This is a genomic window from Luteimonas sp. 22616 (assembly GCF_052044325.1).
Taxonomy (GTDB): Bacteria; Pseudomonadota; Gammaproteobacteria; order Xanthomonadales; family Xanthomonadaceae; genus Luteimonas.
In genome coordinates this window covers 1,940,485-1,960,627 of sequence record NZ_JBQEMW010000001.1, presented here as the reverse complement: position 1 = coordinate 1,960,627, position 20,143 = coordinate 1,940,485, and the positions used below count along the sequence as shown (strand labels likewise).

15 protein-coding genes are annotated in these 20,143 nt (G+C 66.6%); 9 read left to right on the top strand and 6 right to left on the bottom strand.

Annotated features, from left to right (window positions below; translation table 11 throughout):
* Nucleotides 1–306 precede the first annotated feature (306 nt).
* The 6 genes from ssb to ACTJIL_RS08970 all read left to right on the top strand — a co-directional run bounded on the left by ssb (nucleotide 307) and on the right by ACTJIL_RS08970 (nucleotide 6,865).
* Nucleotides 307–786 (top strand): single-stranded DNA-binding protein, encoded by a 480-nt coding sequence (gene ssb, locus ACTJIL_RS08995; protein ID WP_440755176.1) that lies wholly within the window; start codon nucleotides 307–309, stop codon nucleotides 784–786.
* A 450-nt stretch (nucleotides 787–1,236) separates the two neighbouring features.
* On the top strand, nucleotides 1,237–2,292 hold the full coding sequence (gene rfbB, locus ACTJIL_RS08990) for a dTDP-glucose 4,6-dehydratase (protein ID WP_440755175.1): 1,056 nt from the start codon (nucleotides 1,237–1,239) through the stop codon (nucleotides 2,290–2,292).
* Nucleotides 2,289–3,176 carry a glucose-1-phosphate thymidylyltransferase RfbA gene (gene rfbA / locus ACTJIL_RS08985; RefSeq protein ID WP_440755174.1) on the top strand — a complete coding sequence of 296 codons (888 nt, stop codon included), beginning with the start codon at nucleotides 2,289–2,291 and terminating at the stop codon, nucleotides 3,174–3,176. The genes rfbB and rfbA overlap by 4 nt, the downstream gene beginning before the upstream one ends.
* Entirely contained in the window at nucleotides 3,173–3,730 is a 558-nt protein-coding gene (rfbC, locus tag ACTJIL_RS08980; protein WP_440755173.1) for a dTDP-4-dehydrorhamnose 3,5-epimerase, read from the top strand. Before rfbA ends, rfbC begins: the two co-directional genes overlap by 4 nt.
* A complete protein-coding gene (gene rfbD, locus ACTJIL_RS08975) occupies nucleotides 3,727–4,635 on the top strand; it encodes a dTDP-4-dehydrorhamnose reductase (protein ID WP_440755172.1) in 909 nt (302 codons plus the stop codon). The genes rfbC and rfbD overlap by 4 nt, the downstream gene beginning before the upstream one ends.
* 262 nt (nucleotides 4,636–4,897) lie before the next feature.
* Complete coding sequence (locus tag ACTJIL_RS08970) at nucleotides 4,898–6,865, top strand: alpha/beta hydrolase family protein (protein ID WP_440755171.1); 1,968 nt, start codon at nucleotides 4,898–4,900, stop codon at nucleotides 6,863–6,865.
* Nucleotides 6,866–6,938: 73 nt separating this feature from the next.
* Here ACTJIL_RS08970 and ACTJIL_RS08965 read toward each other — a convergent pair whose 3' ends face one another.
* Nucleotides 6,939–8,690 carry a peptide MFS transporter gene (locus tag ACTJIL_RS08965; protein ID WP_440755170.1) on the bottom strand — a complete coding sequence of 584 codons (1,752 nt, stop codon included), beginning with the start codon at nucleotides 8,688–8,690 and terminating at the stop codon, nucleotides 6,939–6,941.
* Nucleotides 8,691–8,814: 124 nt separating this feature from the next.
* Here ACTJIL_RS08965 and ACTJIL_RS08960 point away from each other — a divergent pair, with 124 nt between their 5' ends.
* The 3 genes from ACTJIL_RS08960 (at nucleotide 8,815) to ACTJIL_RS08950 (ending at nucleotide 14,492) form a co-directional block, all read left to right on the top strand.
* Entirely contained in the window at nucleotides 8,815–10,767 is a 1,953-nt protein-coding gene (locus ACTJIL_RS08960) for an OPT family oligopeptide transporter (RefSeq protein WP_440755169.1), read from the top strand.
* A gap of 209 nt (nucleotides 10,768–10,976) precedes the next feature.
* Nucleotides 10,977–13,070 (top strand): prolyl oligopeptidase family serine peptidase, encoded by a 2,094-nt coding sequence (locus ACTJIL_RS08955; protein WP_440755168.1) that lies wholly within the window; start codon nucleotides 10,977–10,979, stop codon nucleotides 13,068–13,070.
* 168 nt (nucleotides 13,071–13,238) lie between these two features.
* The gene (locus tag ACTJIL_RS08950; RefSeq protein ID WP_440755167.1) at nucleotides 13,239–14,492 is read left to right on the top strand and encodes a DUF819 family protein; all 1,254 of its coding nucleotides are present in this window, start codon (nucleotides 13,239–13,241) and stop codon (nucleotides 14,490–14,492) included.
* 117 nt (nucleotides 14,493–14,609) lie between these two features.
* On the opposite strand, the gene ACTJIL_RS08945 is transcribed toward ACTJIL_RS08950, so the two are convergent.
* The 5 genes from ACTJIL_RS08945 to nirK all read right to left on the bottom strand — a co-directional run bounded on the left by ACTJIL_RS08945 (nucleotide 14,610) and on the right by nirK (nucleotide 20,028).
* Entirely contained in the window at nucleotides 14,610–14,834 is a 225-nt protein-coding gene (locus tag ACTJIL_RS08945; protein ID WP_440755166.1) for a YbdD/YjiX family protein, read from the bottom strand.
* Nucleotides 14,834–16,912 (bottom strand): carbon starvation CstA family protein, encoded by a 2,079-nt coding sequence (locus ACTJIL_RS08940; RefSeq protein WP_440755165.1) that lies wholly within the window; start codon nucleotides 16,910–16,912, stop codon nucleotides 14,834–14,836. The genes ACTJIL_RS08945 and ACTJIL_RS08940 overlap by 1 nt, the downstream gene beginning before the upstream one ends.
* Before the next feature lie 233 nt (nucleotides 16,913–17,145).
* Nucleotides 17,146–17,736 carry an SCO family protein gene (locus tag ACTJIL_RS08935; protein WP_440755164.1) on the bottom strand — a complete coding sequence of 197 codons (591 nt, stop codon included), beginning with the start codon at nucleotides 17,734–17,736 and terminating at the stop codon, nucleotides 17,146–17,148.
* Nucleotides 17,733–18,503, bottom strand: coding sequence for a formylglycine-generating enzyme family protein (locus ACTJIL_RS08930; RefSeq protein ID WP_440755163.1), 771 nt, complete (start codon nucleotides 18,501–18,503; stop codon nucleotides 17,733–17,735). Before ACTJIL_RS08930 ends, ACTJIL_RS08935 begins: the two co-directional genes overlap by 4 nt.
* A gap of 10 nt (nucleotides 18,504–18,513) precedes the next feature.
* Nucleotides 18,514–20,028: a copper-containing nitrite reductase gene (gene nirK, locus ACTJIL_RS08925; protein ID WP_440755162.1), complete on the bottom strand. Its 1,515-nt coding sequence runs from the start codon at nucleotides 20,026–20,028 to the stop codon at nucleotides 18,514–18,516.
* Nucleotides 20,029–20,143: the final 115 nt, after the last annotated feature.

Sequence of the window (20,143 nt, the reverse complement as noted above, 5' to 3'; positions counted from 1 at the left end):
TGCCCGCGCCACGGCACGTTGCGATGCCGAGCATGTTGACGCGGGCGCTTCCGGCGTGGCCGGAAGCAGGCTACTCCCCAAAGGGGCGGCGAGGATAACACGGCGTCCGGGCGGGGCAGTGGGGGTTTCCTGACCACATTTTCAGGTTGCCCGCGTCCTGGCGGGGCCGTAGGGTGGCTTTGGCGCGAGGATCGGGCCAGCCCGGTATCATGCACGGGCAATCATCTGGCGCCCGCCCGCAGGTCCCGCGCCGGGACGCAGGCGACGGCGTGCAAGCCACCAAACAGAACGCAGAAGAGGTCATCCATGGCACGCGGCATCAACAAGGCCATCCTGGTCGGCAATCTCGGCAACGACCCGGAAATCAAGTACACGCAAGGTGGCATGGCCATCACCAAGGTCAGCCTGGCGACGACCAGCGTCCGCAAGGACCGCGACGGCAACCAGCAGGAAAGCACGCAGTGGCACCGGGTGACCTTCTTCGGCAAGCTCGGGGAGATCGCCGGCGAATACCTGCGCAAGGGTTCGCAGGTGTATGTCGAGGGCGAGATCCGTTACAGCGAACACACCGGCGACGACGGCCAGAAACGCTATTACACCGACATCATCGGCAACGAGATGCAGATGCTCGGTGGTCGCGGGGAAGGCGGTGGCGGAGGCGGTGGTGGTGAACGCATGTCGCGCCCGCGCCAGGAGTCGTCCGCCCCGCCGCAGCGGCAGGCACCGCAACGCCAGTCGGCACCGCCCCCGGCGGACGACTTTTCGGATGATGACATTCCGTTCTAGGTCAGCACGGCGGTTTGCGGCTCAGGGAGGCCCGCTTCAGGCGGGCCTTTCCATGCCTGGCTTCCAGGCGGGTGCCGGGGCAAGTCGGCACGCGGTCGATAATCGAGATGCTGCCTGTGGCGGCGCGTCACTCGATATCAGCGTCATTCGGGGCGGGGGATGACGCTTTCGGCCCGATTTCCGCCAGCCGGTGATCCATCGACGGAGGCGGCTCCAACAGCGCATGGGGGCCGGGCGCTCGATATCCCAGGGAAAATGGCGGTGATTGCCTGCTAAATGCGATTACAACGGTAATTCCCAATGCCGGGGCGACGGCCGGGACCTGTCCTACAATCCGCGATGCACGCGAGCCGCTCTCATCGCGTCTTTACTCGTTTGCGGCTGTTCGCACGATTCCGATCGTCATGGCGTGGCCGATCACCCAACACAGCAAAAGTAAGGAGTTCCTGCGTGCCAACATGGCTTGTAACCGGCGGAGCCGGCTTCATCGGCGGTAACTTCGTGCTCGAAGCGGTTGCCAACGGCGTCCGCGTGGTCAACCTCGATGCCCTGACCTACGCCGGTAACCTCGACACCCTTTCCTCCCTGCAGGGCAACCCGGCCCATCGCTTCGTCCAGGGCGACATCGGCGACCGCGAGCTGGTCGCGAACCTGCTGGCCGAGCACCGGCCCGATGCGGTGGTCAACTTCGCCGCCGAGAGCCATGTCGACCGCTCGATCGATGGCCCGGGCGAGTTCATCCAGACCAACGTCGTGGGCACCTTGGCGTTGCTGGAGGCCTCCCGCGATTACTGGAAGTCGCTGGAAGGCGGCGCCAGGGACGCGTTCCGCTTCCTGCACGTGTCCACCGACGAGGTCTACGGTTCGCTCGGCGACAGCGGCAAGTTCGTCGAAACCACGCCGTATGCGCCGAATTCACCGTACTCGGCCTCCAAGGCCGCGTCCGACCATCTGGTGCGCGCCTTCCACCACACCTACGGGTTGCCGGTGGTGACCACCAACTGCTCCAACAACTATGGTCCGTACCAGTTCCCGGAGAAGCTCATCCCGCTGGTGATCGCCAAGGCGATCGCCGGCGAGCCGCTGCCGATCTATGGCGACGGCATGAACGTGCGCGACTGGCTCTATGTCGGCGACCATTGCACCGCGATCCGCGCCGTGCTCGAACGCGGCCGCGTCGGCGAAACCTACAACGTCGGCGGCGACGCCGAGCGCCCGAACATCGAAGTGGTGAATGTCATCTGCGCACTGCTCGACGAACGCCGCCCGCGCGAGGACGGCAAGCCGCGCAATTCGCAAATTACCTATGTCAAGGACCGACCCGGCCACGACCGCCGCTACGCGATCGACGCCTCGAAGCTGAAATCGGAGCTGGGCTGGGCGCCCGCGCACAGCTTCGAGCAGGGCATCGCCGATACGGTCGACTGGTACCTCGGCAACCAGCCCTGGGTGCAGCGCGTGCTCGACGGCAGCTACCGGCTCGAACGCATCGGGAGCGCGGCATGACCGCGCGGCGCGGCATCATCCTCGCCGGCGGGTCCGGCACCCGGCTGTATCCGATCACCCAGGCGATCAGCAAGCAACTGCTGCCGGTTTACGACAAGCCGATGATCTACTACCCGCTGAGCGTGCTGATGCTGGCGGGCATCCGCGAAGTGCTGATCATCAACACGCCGCACGAGCAGGCGCTGTTCAAGGCCTTGCTGGGCGACGGTTCGCAGTGGGGCATGCGGATCGAATACGCGGTGCAGCCGAGCCCGGACGGGCTGGCTCAGGCCTACCTGATCGGACGCGAGTTCGTCGATGGCAAGCCCAGTTGCCTGGTGCTGGGCGACAACATCTTCCATGGCCCGGGACTGACGGCGCTGCTCAAACGCGCCGACCAGCGCGAGGATGGCGCGACGGTGTTCGGTTACTGGGTCCGCGACCCGGAGCGCTATGGCGTCGCCGAGTTCGACGGCAACGGCAAGGTGGTCGGCCTCGAAGAGAAGCCGGTGCAGCCGCGCTCGAACTACGCGGTGACCGGACTGTATTTCTACGACGGGCGCGCCAGTGATTTCGCCGCCGCGCTCAAACCGTCGCCGCGCGGCGAGCTCGAGATCACCGACCTCAACCGGTGCTATCTCGAGGAAGGCGACCTGCACCTGGAGCAGCTCGGGCGCGGTTATGCCTGGCTCGACACCGGTACGCATCGCTCGCTGCTGGAGGCCTCGAACTACATCGAGACCATCGAGGCGCGCCAGGGCTTGCGTGTGTGCTGTCCGGAAGAGATCGCCTTCCACAGCGGCTGGATCGACGAAACGCAACTCAAGGCGCTGGCCAAGCCGCTGGTCAAGAACGGCTACGGACGTTACCTGCTGGACCTGATCGATCGCGGATACGTGGCATGAAGCTGATCAAGACCAGTCTGCCGGGTTGCGTGGTGATCGAACCGCAGGTGTTCGGCGACGCCCGCGGCCAGTTCTTCGAATCGTTCAACCGCGACAAGCTAGCTGCACACGGGCTCGAACCGGATTTCGTGCAGGGCAACGTCTCCACCTCGACGCGCGGCGTGCTGCGCGGGCTGCACTACCAGTGGCCGAAGCCGCAGGGCAAGTACGTGTCGGTGCTCGACGGCGAGGTCTGGGATGTCGCGGTGGACATCCGCCGCGGATCGCCGACGTTCGGCAAGTGGGAAGCGGTGCTGCTCAGTGGCGAGAACAGGCGGCACTTCTGGATCCCGGAAGGCTTCGCGCACGGCTTCGCGGTGCTCAGCGAACGCGCAACCTTCACCTACCTGTGCACGCGGACCTACGCTCGCGAAGCGGACGCCGGCATCCGCTGGAACGATCCCGCGCTGGCGATCGACTGGCCGGTCGCCGAGCCGGTACTGTCGGACAAGGACACGCGTGCACCGCTGCTTGCGGATGTCGCACCGGACCGATTGCCGGTATACGCACCTTGAGGATCCTGTTGCTCGGCGGCAACGGCCAGGTCGGCACCGAGTTGCGGCGCAGCCTGGCTTCGCTCGGTAAAGTCGTTGTCGCAACGCGAAATGGCCTGCTCGCAGACGGCTCCGCGTGCGAGATTGCGGACTTCGATCGCCCAGAGGGTTTGCCGGCGCTGGTCGATCGCGTTGCGCCCGATGTGGTCGTCAATGCCGCCGCCTACACCGCCGTCGACCGTGCGGAAACCGAGCCGGAAGCGGCCTTGCGCGCCAATGCCATGGCCCCTGCTGCGATCGCCGCCGCCTGCGCATCGCGCGATGCATTGCTCGTCCATTACTCGACGGATTATGTCTTCGACGGGACTTCGACGCAGCCATATCGCGAGGAGGATCCGACCTCGCCACTCGGCGTATACGGCGCGAGCAAACTTGCCGGCGAAGTGGCCATCCGCGACAGCGGCGCGCGCCACATGATCTTCCGCACGTCCTGGGTCTACGCAGCGCATGGACGCAACTTCCTGCTGACCATGCTGCGCCTGGCCGCCGAGCGCGACGAGTTGCGCGTGGTCGCCGACCAGGTGGGCAGTCCGACGTCGGCTGCGCACATCGCGGATGCGACCGCGGCGATCCTGGCGCAGCACGCGCGCTCCGGCGGCTTGTGGCACCTGACCTGTACCGGTCAGACCAGCTGGCACGGTTTTGCCGAAGCGATCATGGCCGGCGCGGTCGAGCGCGGACTGCTCGACAAGGCGCCGCGGGTGCTCCCGATTTCCACCAGCGACTATCCGACACCCGCTGCGCGTCCTGCGTTCTCGGTGCTCGACAACGGCCGCCTGCAAAGTGATTTCGGCTTGCATGGGCCGGATTGGCGGGATGCGCTGACGCAGGTGCTGGACACGCTGGCCGGCGACGTCGAATCCTGACTCGTGCACGAACCAGGCGCGCCGCGCCGCAGGCGGCAGCGGCGCGCGGGGGCTTGCTCCCGGGGCGCGGGCGGTCGGGTATTATCGGAGCGCGCGCGTGGCGCGGTGGAGCAAGCTGCAACCGGGTTTGAACGCGGCGCATGGCGCGCTTCAATAGCGCGATTGAGGCGTGGACCGACCGGATCCGGCTTCCGGGAAATGCCGTGGGGCAGGTCGCTGGGGAGCGACCTGCCGGAATGGCGACAAGCAGACAGGGGACATCATGGGGAAGGCAAACTGGTTGGTGCTGCTGTTCGCGGCATGGACGATGACGGCATCCGCGCAGGTGGACGTGGGGCCCTATGTGCGGAAGGACAACTTCCAAACCATCGAGATATCCCCGGATGGCAGGTACCTCGCGGCGACGGTGCCGAAGGAGGACAGGACTGGTGTCGTGGTCCTCCAGCGCAGCGACCTGAAAGTCACGGCGAGCTTTGCGCTCGGCAAGAACAGCCATGTCGACCGCGTCTGGTGGGTGAACCCGGAGCGCCTGCTGATCAGCATTTCCGAGAAGTTCGGCCTGCTGGCCAAGCCGCAACCGACCGGCGAACTCTATGCGATCAATGCCGATGGCAGCGACCCGGAGATCCTCGTGGGCCAGCGCGTGACCGGGGCGGGGCCGGGGACCCGCATCAACAGCAAGAAGCAGGAGGATGTCGCCGCGTTCATGGTCGACGAGCTGCGCAACGACGACAAGGGCGTGATCGTTTCGGTATGGCCATTCAGCGCGGATCCGTACACGCGCGCAGAACGGCTCGATGTCTATTCCGGGCGGCGGACGGTGGTGGCGCGTGCGCCGGTGCAGAACGCCGAGTTCGTTACCGATGCCACCGGCGACGTCCGGTTTGCGTACGGCGCGGGCAGCGACAACTCCAACAAGCTGTACTACCGCGACGGGCGCGGCAGCGAGTGGCAGCTCATCAACGATGAAAGCCTGAAGCATCGCCGCGAATGGCCACTGGGGTTCTCCAGCGATGGGAAGCTTGCCTATCTGCAGTCCGAGCAGTCGCAAGGGCCCGACGAGATCGTCGTGTTCGACCCGGCCAGCGGCAAGCGCAAGTCCGTGCTGCGGGACGAGGTGGTCGACCCTTCGGTCGTGCTGTACGCCACGGACGGTTCGCCGATCGGCGTGGTGTACCGTGGCGCGCGCAGTCGCACCGCCTTCTTCGACGAGGATTCCACCGACGCACTGCTGCACCGCAAACTCGAGGCCGCATTCCCGGGGCAGGAGGTCTCCATCACCTCGCGCACAGACGATGGCGGGCTGGCACTGGTCGAGGTTGCCAGCGATCGCAATCCGGGGGATTTCTACGTCTTCGATACCCGGGCCGGGAAGGCCGCGTACCTGCTCAGCCGCGGGGACTGGTTCGACCGGGACCAGATGGCGCCAACTAGCGGTATCAAAGTCGCCGCGCGCGACGGCGTCCAGCTGCACGGCTTCCTGACGATCCCCGCGGGTGCCGCACCGAAGGCGCTGCCGATGGTGGTGTTGCCGCACGGTGGCCCCTTCGGCATTTTCGAGACCAATGCCTTCAATACCGAGGCGCAACTGCTGGCGAAGGCCGGTTACGCGGTACTGCGCCTGAACTTTCGCGGCTCGGGGAACCATGGGCGCGCGTTCCGGCAGGCCGGTGCGCTTGAATGGGGCGGAAAGATGCAGGACGACCTGACCGACGCTACGCGTTGGGCGATCGCGCAGGGCATCGCCGACGCGGACCGGATCTGCATCTACGGCGCGAGCTATGGCGGCTATGCGGCCTTGATGGGCGCGGCCCGGGAGCCGGCGCTGTATCGCTGCGCCGCCGGTTACGTGGGCGTCTACGACTTGCCGATGATGACAGCGACCGATCGCCGCAAAAGCAAGTCGCTGGCCACCTTCAATGACGAATGGGTCGGCACGGATACGGCCGCCTTGGCCGCCACCTCGCCGAATCGGCTGGCCGACAGGATCCGCATCCCCGTGTTCCTTGCGGCTGGCGGCGAGGACGAGACAGCGCCCATCGAGCACAGCCGCAAGATGGAGGCGGCGCTGAAGGCCGGCGACACGCCGGTCGAGTCGCTCTACTACTCCAAGGAAGGGCACGGCTTCTATGTCCAGGCCCATCGCATCGAGTTCTACCAGCGCCTGCTGGCTTTCCTCGATCGGAACATCGGGGCGGGGCGCTCGACGGCTTCGGCAGCGACGGACTGAGCCACCGGGGATCAGGCTGGCCGCGTCGATGACCGGGCCGGCCTCCCCGATGCAATTGCCGCTGCACGGCGCCCTATTTCACCCCGTGCATCATCCTTCGCAGCAGCGGCGCAGCGATGAAGGCAACCACCGCGCAGCCCAAACCAATCCACATCATCAGCCAGAACAGGTGCGCGTATTTCGCCGACGCCTGGGCGATGTCCATCACCTCGCCTTCGGGGACATCGATCGCAGCGAGCTTGCCGAACAGTGCGGCCAGCGTTTCCGAGAACGCCGTGGCCAGGAACCAGGTGCCCATCATCAGGCTGACCACGCGCGGTACCGCGAGCTGGGTGACCGCGGACAGCCCGACCGGCGACAGGCACATCTCGCCGATCTCCAGCACCAGATAGGCCAGCACCAGCCACCACACGCTGGCCATCTGCCCGGTCATGCCGACCTGCTGCGCTGCCCACGCCAGCGGGATGAAGGACAGGCCCGCGAACACCAGGCCCCAGGCCGACTTCACCGGCTTCGACGGGTCCAGTCCGCGCCGATCCAGCCAGGCCCACAGCGCGGCGAAGATCGGCGCCAGCAGCACCAGGAAGAGCGCGCCGAGATAGGTCAGCGAGCCGGCGGTCTGCGGCAGCACCACGCAGTCGCGTACCAGCAGGACCAGCATCAGCGCGACCACCGTGATGAACAAGGCACGCGGTGCGTTGGACGATGGATTGCGGTCCGACATCCGCGCGGCCACCACGAACGACAGCGGTGCCAGCAGCAAGGATGCGATCGACCACGGCAGCGGCGTGCCGTCGCGCACCACCAGCGACGGCACGATGTCCTTGGTCAGCATGCGGTCGGTGAACGTCACCCATGAGCCGTAGGTCTGCTCGTACAGGGTGAAGAACACCAGCGCCATGAAGATCAGCGTCATCAGCGCGATCATCTGCTGGCGTTGCACCTGCGTGCACTGGGTGCCGGTGAACCAGGCGAACCACAGCAGCACCGCGCCGAGCACCACGATCATCAGCATCAGCGCCAGCGAGACCTGGCCACCGAGTGCGAACGCGCCCGACCCCGCGGCCCACATCAGCCACGCGACCGGCAACACGCCGGCGATGGCGAGCGCGTAGATCAGCCATTCGCGCGGCACGCCGGCGACGCGCTCGCGCAGGGTGTGCGGCGCGGATGGTTCGGCATGACCATGCAGGTACTTCTGTCCCCACAGGAACATGCCCAGGCCGACCAGCATGCCGATGCCGGCCGCGCCGAAACCGTACTTCCAGCCGTAGACCTCACCCAGGAAACCGCACACCAGCGAGGCGAACAGCGCGCCCAGGTTGATGCCGGCGTAGAACAGCGAGAAGCCCGAGTCGCGGCGCGGGTCGTTGTCCGCGTAGAGCTTACCGACGATGGTGGAGATGTTCGGCTTGAGGAAGCCGACACCCATGATGATCAGCGCCAGCGAGAGGTAGGTGATGCGCAGCGCGCCCTCGTCGCGGACGACCTGACCGCCGACGTTCACCGCCGCATGGCCCTCGAACGCCATGCCCAGGTGGCCTAGGCACAGCAGGATGCCGCCGAACACCACCGCCTTGCGCATGCCCAGCCAGCGGTCGGCGAGCACGCCGCCGATCACGGGAATGCAGTAGACGAGGCCGCCATAGGCGCCGAGCAGGTCGAGCCCGGGGCCGTCGCCGAACAGGTGGTACTTGGTCAGGTACAGCAGCAGCAGCGCCTTCATTCCGTAGAACGAGAAGCGCTCCCACATTTCGGTGAAGAAGCAGACGTAGACGCCTTTGGGGTGGCCGAGGAAATCCTCGCCGGCGGGGACCGGACTCACGATGCTGGCGGCCACATGCTGCTCCGTACGGAATCCGCGCGAGTATAGCGGGCACGCCCGGGCGCACTGGACTTGCCCGGGGGCAGCGATTAGCGTGTGGGGCTTTCGTGGACAGGGGTAGAAGATGAACAAGCCGGCGACACGGCAACTCACGGTCCGGGCGGTCCTGCTCGCGGTCATCCTGGCGATGATCCTGGCCGCGGCCAATGCCTACCTCGGCCTGTTCGCCGGCCTGACCATCGCCACTGCGATCCCCGCCGCCGTCGTGTCGATGGGCGTGCTGCGGCTGCTCGGCGGCGGCACGATCCTCGAGAACAACATCGTCCAGACCGGCGCCTCGGCCGGCTCGTCGATCGCGGCGGGCGTGATCTTCACCATCCCGGCGCTGATCATCCTCGGCTACTGGCAGGACTTCCGCTACTCGTGGGTGCTGGCGATCGCCGGCCTCGGCGGCCTGCTCGGCGTGCTGTTCTCGGTGCCGCTGCGGCGCACGATGATAGTCGAGGATCCGCTGCCGTTCCCGGAAGGCAAGGCGGCGGCCGAAGTGCTCAAGGCCGGCGACAACCCGGGGCCCGGGCTGAAGATCCTGGCGCTGTCCGGCGTGATCGGCGCGGTGGTCAAGCTGGCCGCGGCCAGCGGCCTGCGCATGATTCCCGACAGCGCGATCGGCGCCGGCTTCCTCGGCAAGTACCTGGGCTACATGGGCACCGGCCTGTCGCCGGCGCTGCTGGGCGTGGGCTACATCGTCGGCCTGAACGTCGGCATCGTGGTCGTGTCGGGCAGCATCCTGTCGTTCAACATCGCGATCCCGATCTACCAGTCGTTCTTCATGGGCAGCGACCCGGCGCTCGCGGCCTCGGTGGCCGGGGCGGGCGCGGCGGACATCGCCGGCGCGATCTGGTCGGCCAAGATCCGCTACCTCGGCGTCGGCACCATGCTCATCGGTGGCGTGTGGACGCTGTTCTCGCTGCGCAAGTCGCTGGCGTCCGGCATCAAGAGCGGCTTTGCCGCTGCGCGCAAGGGCACTGGTGCAATGGTCGCCGAAACCGACCGTGACCTGCCGATGAAGTGGATGCTGGTGGCGCTGGTGGCCTTCGTGGTCCCGCTGGGCCTGCTGTACCAGGCCATCGTCGACCAGTGGATGGTGAGCATTCCGATGACGATCATCATGATCGTCGCCGGCTTCCTGTTCGTGTCGGTATCGGCCTATCTCGCGGGTCTCGTTGGCTCGTCCAACAATCCCGTGTCCGGCATCACCATCGCCACCATCCTGTTCGCATCGGTGGTGCTGATGTTCCTGCTCGGGCGCGACTCGCCGATCGGCGCAGTCGCCGCGATCATGATCGGCGCGGTGGTGTGCTGCGCGGCCGCGGTCGGCGGCGACAACCTGCAGGACCTCAAGGCCGGCTACATCGTCGGCGCCACGCCGTGGAAACAGCAGCTCATGCTCGCCATCGGTGCGTTCTCCTGCGCGCTGATCATGGCACCTGTGCTGAACCTGCTGGCGGCCGCGTACGGCATCGGCGCGCCCACCGCGGAACATCCCAATTCGCTGTCCGCGCCGCAGGCCACGCTGATGGCGTCGGTGGCCAAGGGCATGTTCGGTGGCGAACTGCCGTGGACGATGATCGGCATCGGTGTCGGCATCGGCGCGGTGGTGATTGCATTGGACGAATGGCTCAAGTCGCGCAAGTCGACCTTCCGGGTGCCGGTGCTGGCCGCGGCGATCGGCATCTACCTGCCGCTGGAACTGATGGTGCCGATCTTCATCGGTGGTCTGCTGTCGTACTTCGTCGAGCGCAAGAAGGGCCTGAAGCCCCACGACGAGGAGGAGCGCGACCGCATCCATCGCCCCGGTACCCTGTTCTCCGCCGGCCTGATCACCGGCGAGGCGCTGATGGGCATCGCGATCGCGATCCCGATCGTGGTGTCCGAGCGCGCCGACGTGCTGGCGTTGCCGGAGCAGTTCCAGTTCGGCCAGCTGGTCGGCCTGGCGGTGCTGGTCGTGGTCGGCTGGCTGCTGTATCGCAGCGGCGCGAAGAAGGCGCTGGGCGACGCCGAGCCCGGCCCGATGTAATTCGCTTCCGGCCCTCCCCTTCAAGGGGAGGGTTGGGCGGGGATGGGTTTCGTTCGAGTCCACGGCAAACCCATCCCCATCCCGGCCTTCCCCTTGAAGGGGAAGGAGAAAGCAATGGCCTTCCCCTTGATAGGGGAAGGGGAAACGCAACGCCTGCCCCCTTGGGTGGGAAGAAAATCCTTGCCGCACCCGCAATTCCAGGAGTCGTCATGAAATCCCGCTACCTCGTCCTGCCCCTCGCCCTCCTGGTCGCGATGCCGTCGCTGGCCGCCATGCGCGGCTTCGATGTGCGCGACATGGTCAAGCTCGATCGCTACTCGTCGCCGACGCTGTCGCCAGATGGGCGAAAGCTGGTGTTCGCCAAGCGCGTGCTCGATGACAAAAGCGGAAAGGCCAGCACCTCGCTGTGGATCGAAGACCTGTTCGCGCGCGATGCCGCGCCGCCGACGCAGCTCACGCCGGAGGGCTGGAACGTCAACAGCCCGACGTTCTCGCCCGATGGCGCCACCGTGTACTTCCTCAGTGCGAAGGGCGACTCGTCGCAGCTGTACGCGATGCCGGCCGCGGGCGGCACGCCGGTGCAGTTGACCGCGTTCCCGGTCGACGTCGATTCGTTCAAGCTCTCGCCGGACGGCAAGCGCGTGGCTTTCAGCGCCGGTGCGTTCCCTGACTGCAAGGCCGATGCAGGGCAGGGCGTGCTGGCCTGCACCAAGGCGAAGCTGGACGAGGCCGGCAAGGAGAAGGCCACCGGCATGGTCTTCGACCGCATGTTCATCCGCCACTGGGACACCTGGAACGACGGCCGCCTCAATCGTGTGTTCGTCACCGACCTCCCGGCGTCGGAAACGAAGGCTATTGCCAGCGCCACCCTCGTCGGTGCCGACGTGATCGGCGACGTGCCGTCCAAGCCCTTCGGCGACAGCGGCGAATACGCCTGGGCGCCCGACGGCAAGTCGCTGGTGCTAAGCGCGCGCAAGTCCGACCGCACCGAGCCGTGGTCGACCAATTTCGACCTCTACCAGGTCAGCGCCGACGGCAGCGGCGCGGCGAAGAACCTGACCGAAGCCAACAAGGCCTGGGACACCGGTCCTGTTTTCGGAAGCGACGGCAAGACGCTCTACTACCGCGCGATGAAGCGCCCGGGCTTCGAGGCCGACCGCTTTGCGCTGATGGTGATGGATCTGGCCAGCGGCGACACCCGCGAGATCGCGCCGAAGTGGGACCGTTCGGCTGACGGCATCGTCGTGTCCGAGGACGGCGCCACGCTCTACACCACCGCGCAGGACGTGGGCGAGCATCCGCTGTTCGCGATCGACATGGCCACGGGCGAGGCGAAGAAGGTGGTCGGCGACGGCACGATCTCGTCGTTCGAGATCGCCGGCCCGACGCTCGCGTTCTCGCGCAACAGCATGAAGTCCGGCGACCAGCTGTTCACCACCAGCGTCGACGGCGCGCCGCTGCGCGCGATCACGCCGAGCGCCGGCGAGATGGTGCCGGACGCCACGTTCGCCGATTTCGAACAGTTCAGCTTCAAGGGCTGGAACAACGAGACCGTGCACGGCTACGTGGTCAAGCCGTGGAACTACCAGGAAGGCAAGAAGTACCCGGTTGCGTTCCTGGTCCACGGCGGTCCGCAGGGCAGCTTCGGCAACGGCTGGAGCTATCGTTGGAATCCGCAGACCTACGCCGGCCAGGGCTATGCGGTGGTGATGATCGACTTCCACGGTTCCACCGGTTACGGCCAGGCCTTCACCGACGCGATCAGCCAGCACTGGGGCGATCGCCCGCTGGAAGACCTGCAGAAGGGCTGGGCCGCGGCGCAGCAGCAATACGACTTCCTCGACGGCGCCAATGCCTGCGCGCTGGGCGCCAGTTACGGCGGCTACATGGTGTATTGGATGGCCGGAAACTGGCACACGCCGAAGTCCGGCGCGTGGAAGTGCCTGGTCGACCACGACGGCGTGTTCGACAACCGCATCATGGGCTACGCCACCGAGGAACTGTGGTTCAGCGAGTGGGAGAACGGCGGCACGCCGTACGACAACCCGAAGGGCTACGAGCAGTTCAACCCGGTCAACCACGTCAAGGACTGGCGCGTGCCGATGCTGGTGATCCACGGCCAGCTCGACTACCGCATTCCCGTTTCGCAAGGCATCGGCGCGTTCACCGCACTGCAGCGCCAGGGCATCGAGTCGAAGTTCCTGTACTTCCCCGACGAGAACCACTGGGTGCTGAAGCCGCAGAACAGCATCCTCTGGCACGACACCGTGAACGGCTGGCTCAAGCAGCATCTCGGCCAGTAGGACTGCTTGTGCACTGCCTTCTCCCTCCGGGGGAAGGTGGCGCGCAGCGGCGGGGGCAGGGGTTTCCAGGAGCGACAACTGCCTGCGATCTGATGCCGCTTTCCCTCATCCGCCTTCGGCACCTTCTCCCGGAGGGAGAAGGAACAACGAAGCAACAGTGGAAACGACATGCCAGAAGCCGTAACCAGCCACGCCCTGATCACCAACGACATCGTCGTCCTCGGCCTGATTGCCGCCACCCTTGGCGTGATCTTCTGGACCGAATCGCGCGAAACCGGGATCTGGAAGAAGTTCTATACCTACGTGCCGGCGCTGCTGCTGTGCTATTTCATCCCCGGCATTTACAACAGCGTCGGCCTGATCGATGGCAACAACACCAGCCTCTACAACCCGGTCGCCAGCCGCGTGCTGCTGCCGGCGGCGCTGGTGCTGCTCACACTCACGATCGACATCAAGGGCATCCTCGGGCTCGGATGGAAACTGTTGGCGATGTATGCCGCCTCGTCGATCAGCGTGATGATCGGTGCAGTGGCCGCGTTCGCGCTGTTCGCCGCGGTGCACCCGGCGACGGTAGCCGGTGACACCTGGGGCGGGATGACCGCGCTGGCCGGCAGCTGGATCGGCGGCGGTGCCAACATGATGGCGATGAAGGAGATCTTCGACGTCAACGCCACCACGTTCGGCCAGTTCGCGGTGGTCGACGTGGGCGTGGGCTACGTGTGGATGGCGATCCTGATCTTCCTCGCCGGCCGCGCAGAGGCGATCGACAAGCGCAGCGGCGCAGACACCCGGGCGCTCGATGACCTCAAGCAGCGGATGGCCAGCTTCCAGGCCCAGCACGCGCGCATCGCCAGCCTTGCCGACCTGATGATCATCATCGGCATCGCCTTCGGTGCGGTTGGCCTGGCACATGCGATCGCGACGCCGCTGGCGACCTGGTTCGGCGCCAATGTCTCCTGGGCGAAGACGGTCAGCCTGCACGAGCCCTTCGTCTGGGTGGTCGCGCTGTCGACGTTCATCGGCCTGGGGCTCAGCTTCACCCGCGCGCGTACCTACGAAGGCGCGGGCGCATCGAAGATCGGCACCCTGCTGTTGTACTTCCTGATCGCCTGCATCGGCATGCAGATGGACATCATGGCGCTGCTGCAGCGCCCCGAGTTGTTCCTGCTCGGCGTGGTGTGGATCCTGATCCACATCGGCCTGCTGTGGGTAGTGGGCAAGCTGTTGCGGGTGCCGTTCTTCTATTTCGCGATCGGCTCGCAGAGCAACATCGGCGGCCCCGCGTCTGCGCCTGTGGTGGCATCGGTCTTCCATCCCTCGCTGGCGCCGGTCGGCGCGCTGCTGGGCACCCTCGGCTACGCGACGGGGACCGGACTGGCGTACCTGCTGGGGATCATCCTCAGGTCGATGGCCAGCGGATAAACACCTGCGCATTCACCCATAGGAGCGGCTTCAGTCGCGAGCCATTTCCGCGGTTACCTGAGCATCAAGCGCTCGTGGCTGAAGTCTCGCTCCCACTAGGCATCGAGAAGTGGGCGCTCAGCAGCAGCGGAATCCACCCCTGCCGCCGAAACGCGCTTCCTGCCGCTCGCGGAAGAAGGTGGGGTAATCCATGACTTCGCGGTCCGGATGCTTGTCCAGCATATGCCGGACGTAGTTGTCGTAGTCCGGCACGCCGCAGCATAGTCGCGCGGTCTGCACCAGCCGCCGCCAGACGCGCTTGTGCGTCTGGTAGTGGTCGAGCGGGACGAGCGCGGTCCCCATCAGGGTTGCGCGGCCTGCTGTTCGGGCGTCAGAGCGACGTAGGGCTGCTCGCGGTCGGTGCGCGCGGTGCTGGCGCGCGCCTTGGCGATCGCCTTGACCGAGTAGAACAGCACCGCAAGCACCACGAACAGGAACAGCGCGGTGAGCCCGGCGTTGACGTAGTTGTTGATCATGATCTGCTGCATGCCGCCGAAATCCTTGGACGGGGCGATCAGTTCACCGGCTGCGATCGCGTCGCGGTACTTGTTGGCCTGCGCCAGGAAGCCCACGCCCGGATCGGCGTCGAAGATCTTGATCCAGCCGGCCGCGGTCGTGCAGATCAGCAGCCATGCCGTCGGTACGATCGAGACCCACGCATAACGCTCCTTCTTCATCTTGAACAGCACCACGGTGCACAGCAGCAACGCGATGCCGGCGAGCATCTGGTTGGCGATGCCGAACAGCGGCCACAGCATGTTGATGCCGCCCAGCGGGTCGGTCACGCCCTGGTAGAGGAAGTAGCCCCACAGCGCCACGCAGCCACCGGTGGCGATGAGGTTCGGGCCCCAGGCCTCGGTGCGGCGCATCACCGGCACGAAGTTGCCCAGCAGGTCCTGCAGCATGAAGCGACCCGCGCGGGTACCTGCATCGACCGCGGTGAGGATGAACAGCGCCTCGAACAGGATCGCGAAGTGGTACCAGAACGCCATCATGTTGGCGCTCGGCAGCACGCTGTGCAGGATCTGCGCGATGCCGACCGCCAGCGTCGGCGCGCCGCCGGCGCGTGAAAGGATGCTGCTCTCGCCGATCTCCTTCGCGGTCGCGGTGAGCAGGTCGGGCGAGACCACGAAACCCCAGCTCGACACGGTCTGCGCGACGGTCACGGCATCAGTGCCGATGAGTGCGGCCGGGGCGTTCATTGCGAAGTAGATGCCCGGGTCGATGATCGAGGCGGCGACCATCGCCATGATCGCCACGAACGACTCCATCAGCATGCCGCCGTAGCCGATGTAGCGTGCGTCGCGCTCGTTGGCCAGCAGCTTGGGCGTGGTGCCCGATGCGATCAGCGCGTGGAAGCCCGACACCGCGCCGCAGGCGATGGTGATGAACAGGAACGGGAACATGCTGCCCTTCCACACCGGGCCGGTGCCGTCGGTGAACTGGGTCAGCGCCGGCATGCGCAGTTCCGGCATCACGATCACGATGCCGATCGCCAGGGCCACGATGGTGCCGATCTTGAGGAAGGTCGACAGGTAGTCGCGCGGCGCGAGCAGCAGCCACACCGGCAGCACCGCGGCGACGAAGCCGTAGCCGATCAGCATCCAGGTGATCTGGGTGCCGGTGAAGGTGAATGCCGGGCCCCAGGTCGGGCTGGCGGCGACCTGCCCGCCGAACCAGATCGCGGCCAGCAACAGCACCAGGCCCACCACCGAGATCTCGCCGATCTTCCCGGGCCGGATGTAGCGCATGTAGATGCCCATGAAGATCGCGATCGGCATCGTCGCGATCACCGTGAACATGCCCCACGGGCTGCCCTGCAATGCCTTCACCACGATCATCGCCAGCACCGCGAGGATGATGATCATGATCAGGAAGGCGCCGAACAGCGCGATGGTGCCGGGCGTCTGTCCCATCTCCTCGCGCACCAGGTCGCCGAGCGAGCGGCCGTCGCGGCGGCTGGAAATCACCAGCACCATGAAGTCCTGCACCGCACCGGCGAGGACCACGCCCGCGATCAGCCACAGCGTGCCGGGCAGGTAGCCCATCTGTGCCGCAAGCACCGGGCCGACCAGCGGGCCGGCACCGGCGATCGCCGCGAAATGGTGGCCGAACAGCACATGCCGGTTGGTGGGCACGAAATCCAGGCCGTCGTTGTTGAGCACGGCCGGGGTGGCGCGCGAGGGATCAAGCCCCATCACCTTGTCGGCGATGAACTTCGCATAGAAACGGTAGGCGACCAGGTAGATCGAAACCGCGGCCGCCACGATCCACAGCGCGTTGATCGTCTCGCCGCGTCGCAGCGCGATGGTGCCCAGGCAGAACGCGCCGAGGATCGCCAGCGCCGCCCATGCAAATTTCTTCACCAAGCCATCGTTCATGTGCCGCCCTCCATCCGGAACCGGCAGGGTCGCGCCTGCGTCGCGGGCGGTCAATGCGCAAACGATGCTGCGATGCAAAAACGGTCTACGACATTGGTCGTAGGCAGGGGCGAGGGGAGTACCGCAAGGCGGGCTTCCTGTCGGAGCGGCGAGCTATTCGCCGCTTGGGCGAAATCGGGAAAGCTCGCGGCTGGAGCCGCTCCTGCAGAGCATCCGTGCCGGGTCCGGGCCGTTCAGTGGGCCAGCACGCGCCGTACTTCGGCAACGAACTCCGGGTCGAGCTGGCTGCCGATCTGCTCGGTCCGGGCCACAATGCGGCCATCGCGGTCGAGCAGCACCAGCGCGCTGGTGTGGTTGAACTCGCCGTCGGCAAGCTCGCGGTAGCGCACGCCCAGCACCCCGGCGACGCCGCGGACGTTGTCGGGCGCGGGGCTGGCCAGCGACCAGCGGGCGCCGTCGAGCTTGCGCTTGCGTGCTACCGACAGCAGCGCCTCGGGGTCGTCGCGGGCCGGATCCATGCTGATCAGCAGGATGCCGAGCTTCGCACGCTCGCCCTCGGACAGGGCATGCTCGACCGCCTTGCCGCTGTCGACGATCAACGGGCACACGTACTGGCAGGAGGTGTAGAACATCGCCACCACCTGCGGTGTGCCGCGCTTGCTGCGCCAGTCCCAGGTCTTGCCGTCCTGGTCGGTGAGCGTGGCCGGCAACTGGTAGACCGAGTCGCGCGGCAGTGGTGCCTGTGCCGGCGCCGCAAGGGCGGCCGTGGCCAGCAGCATGAGCGCCGGCAGCACGCATGCGACGAGATTGCCGAAACGTTTCATTTCACGTCCCTCGCACAGCGGAATCCAAGGTTTGCGGTGGTATCGCGGGCCTCCAGCGAAGACAGCATCGCCACCCGCATCAGCACCGCGTAGTTTTCACGGTCGTCCATCGACAACGCACCGGCGCCGCAGAACTTGAACTTGTCGGCGTCGCCCTGCATGCGGTTGTCGCCGGAGACCAGCAGCGACGAGAAGTCGTCCGTCCACTCCCACACCAGCCCGTGCAGGTCCTGCACGCCCCAGGCGTTCGGCGTCTGCAGGCCGGCGCGTGGCAGCGCGTGATTGGACGGCTTCGAGTACCAGGCCAGGATGCGCTCGCGCCAGATCGGGTCCTTGCGCGCATCGCGGCGGGTTTCGTCGGCCGCGGCGGCGTACTCCCACTCCGACCAGGTCGGCAGCCGCGCGCCCTGCGCCTCGCAGTAGGCCGATGCGGCGAACCAGCTGACCTGCACCACCGGCTGCTGCGGCAGCGCGTCGTCGCCGAGCGCCTGCGCACCGGCCCAGTGCGAGAGGTAGCGCGGTTCGGCCAGCACGGAGGCGACCTTGTCGCGCCGCCACTGCGGGTGCGACTTCACGAAGGCCAGGAACTCGGCGTTCGTCACCGGGCGCTTCTGCAGTTCGAACGGCGCGAGTTTCACCTCGCGCGCGTCCTCGTACTTGAGCGCCGAGCGGAAGCTGCCACCCGGCAGTTTCACCCATGCCGCGCCGCCGGCCGCGATGGCCACGGCGGCGGGCAGCAGGCAGAGCAGGGCGGCGATGCGGCGCATGGCGGTTGCCTCAGTGGCCTTCGGACGCGTTCGCGGGCTTGAGCTTGCGGATCTCCGCCGCCTCGGCCTTGGTCACGTGGCCGCCCGGGTTGCCCCAGCTGTTGAGCACGTAGGTGGAGATGTTGGCCACCTCGTCGTCCGTCAGCTGGTTCATCGGCGGCATGATCGAGTTGTAGTCGGTGCCGTTGACCTTCACCGGGCCCTGCAGGCCATGCAGGATCACCTGTGGCACGTGCTTTGGATCGGCGGCGATGTAGTCGGACTTGGCCAGCGGCGGGAATACACCCGGCATGCCTTCGCCGTTGCCCTGGTGGCAAGTGGAGCAGGTGCCGGCGAACAGCGCCTGGCCGGCGGCGACCTGTTCCTCCACCGTCAGTTCGCCCGCCTTGGCCGACTTGGCTGCGACACCGACCGCGGCGAGGCTGGCGTTGGCCTGGTCGCCGATATACATCGCATCGACCTCCTTGCCCGAATAGATGTCGGGGCGTTCGGCGCCGTCGGCCTTGAGGATCGCCAGCGCGCCCTTGTTGAAGGCGCGGAAGATCGAGTGGTCGACCAGCACGTAGCTGCCCGGCACCTCGACATGGAAGTCCATGATTGCCGCGCCGCCAGACGGGATCAGCGTGGTCTGCACGTTCTCGTTGTAGCGCGTGCCGCCCTCGAACCAGACCTTGTCGAAGATCTCGCCGATCACGTGGAAGCTCGACACCAGGTTCGGGCCGCCGTTGCCCACGTACAGGCGCACGTTCTCGCCGGTATTGGCGGTCAGTGCCTTGTCGCCGGTCAGCGAGCCTTCGCTGCCGTTGAACAGGACATAGGTCGGGTTCTCGTCGATGCCCTTCTGCATGTCGAAGTCCTGGTGGCCCTTCTCGCGGTACTTGCCCGAAGTGTAGAAGTCGCCCTGCATCACGTAGTACTCCTTGTCCACCGGCGGCATGCCTGCCGGCGGCTCGACCAGGATCAGGCCGTACATGCCATTGGCGATGTGCATGCCCACCGGCGCCGTGGCGCAGTGGTAGACGAACAGGCCCGCGTTGAGCGCCTTGAACGTGAAGCGGGTGACGTGGCCGGGCGCTGTGAAGCTCGACGCCGCGCCGCCGCCGGGGCCGGTGACCCCATGCAGGTCGATGTTGTGGGGCATCTTGCTGTCGGGCATGTTGCGCAGGTGGAACTGGACCGTGTCGCCCTGGCGCACGCGGATGAAGCTGCCCGGCACGGTGCCGCCGAAGGTCCAGAACGTGTAGGTGGTGCCCTCGGAGATCTCCATCTCCTTCTCGACCACGTCGAGCTCGACGATCACCTTGGCCGGGTAGTCGCGACCGGTCGGCGGCGGCACGTGCGGCGGCGAGGTCAGGATCGCGTCGATCGGCTTGCCCTGCGGCGGGCCGAAGTCGCCCTTGATCGAGCCACCGGAGTCGGCGGTCGCGGCCGCCTGTTTGGCCAGCGTGTCGGACGCCGCGTCCTTCTTGCAGCCGGCCGCGGCCAGCAGGGTTGCGATGGCGAGGCAGGCGATGAGGTGTTTCATGGTCTGTGTCCCTTTTCCCGTCAGGGGGTCAGCGTGTCATTGCGAGGGTGATGGTGCGGTTGCCTTGCGGTGCTGTTGCGGTGGCACGTGTTGGCTCCGGGGTTGCGGGCATGTG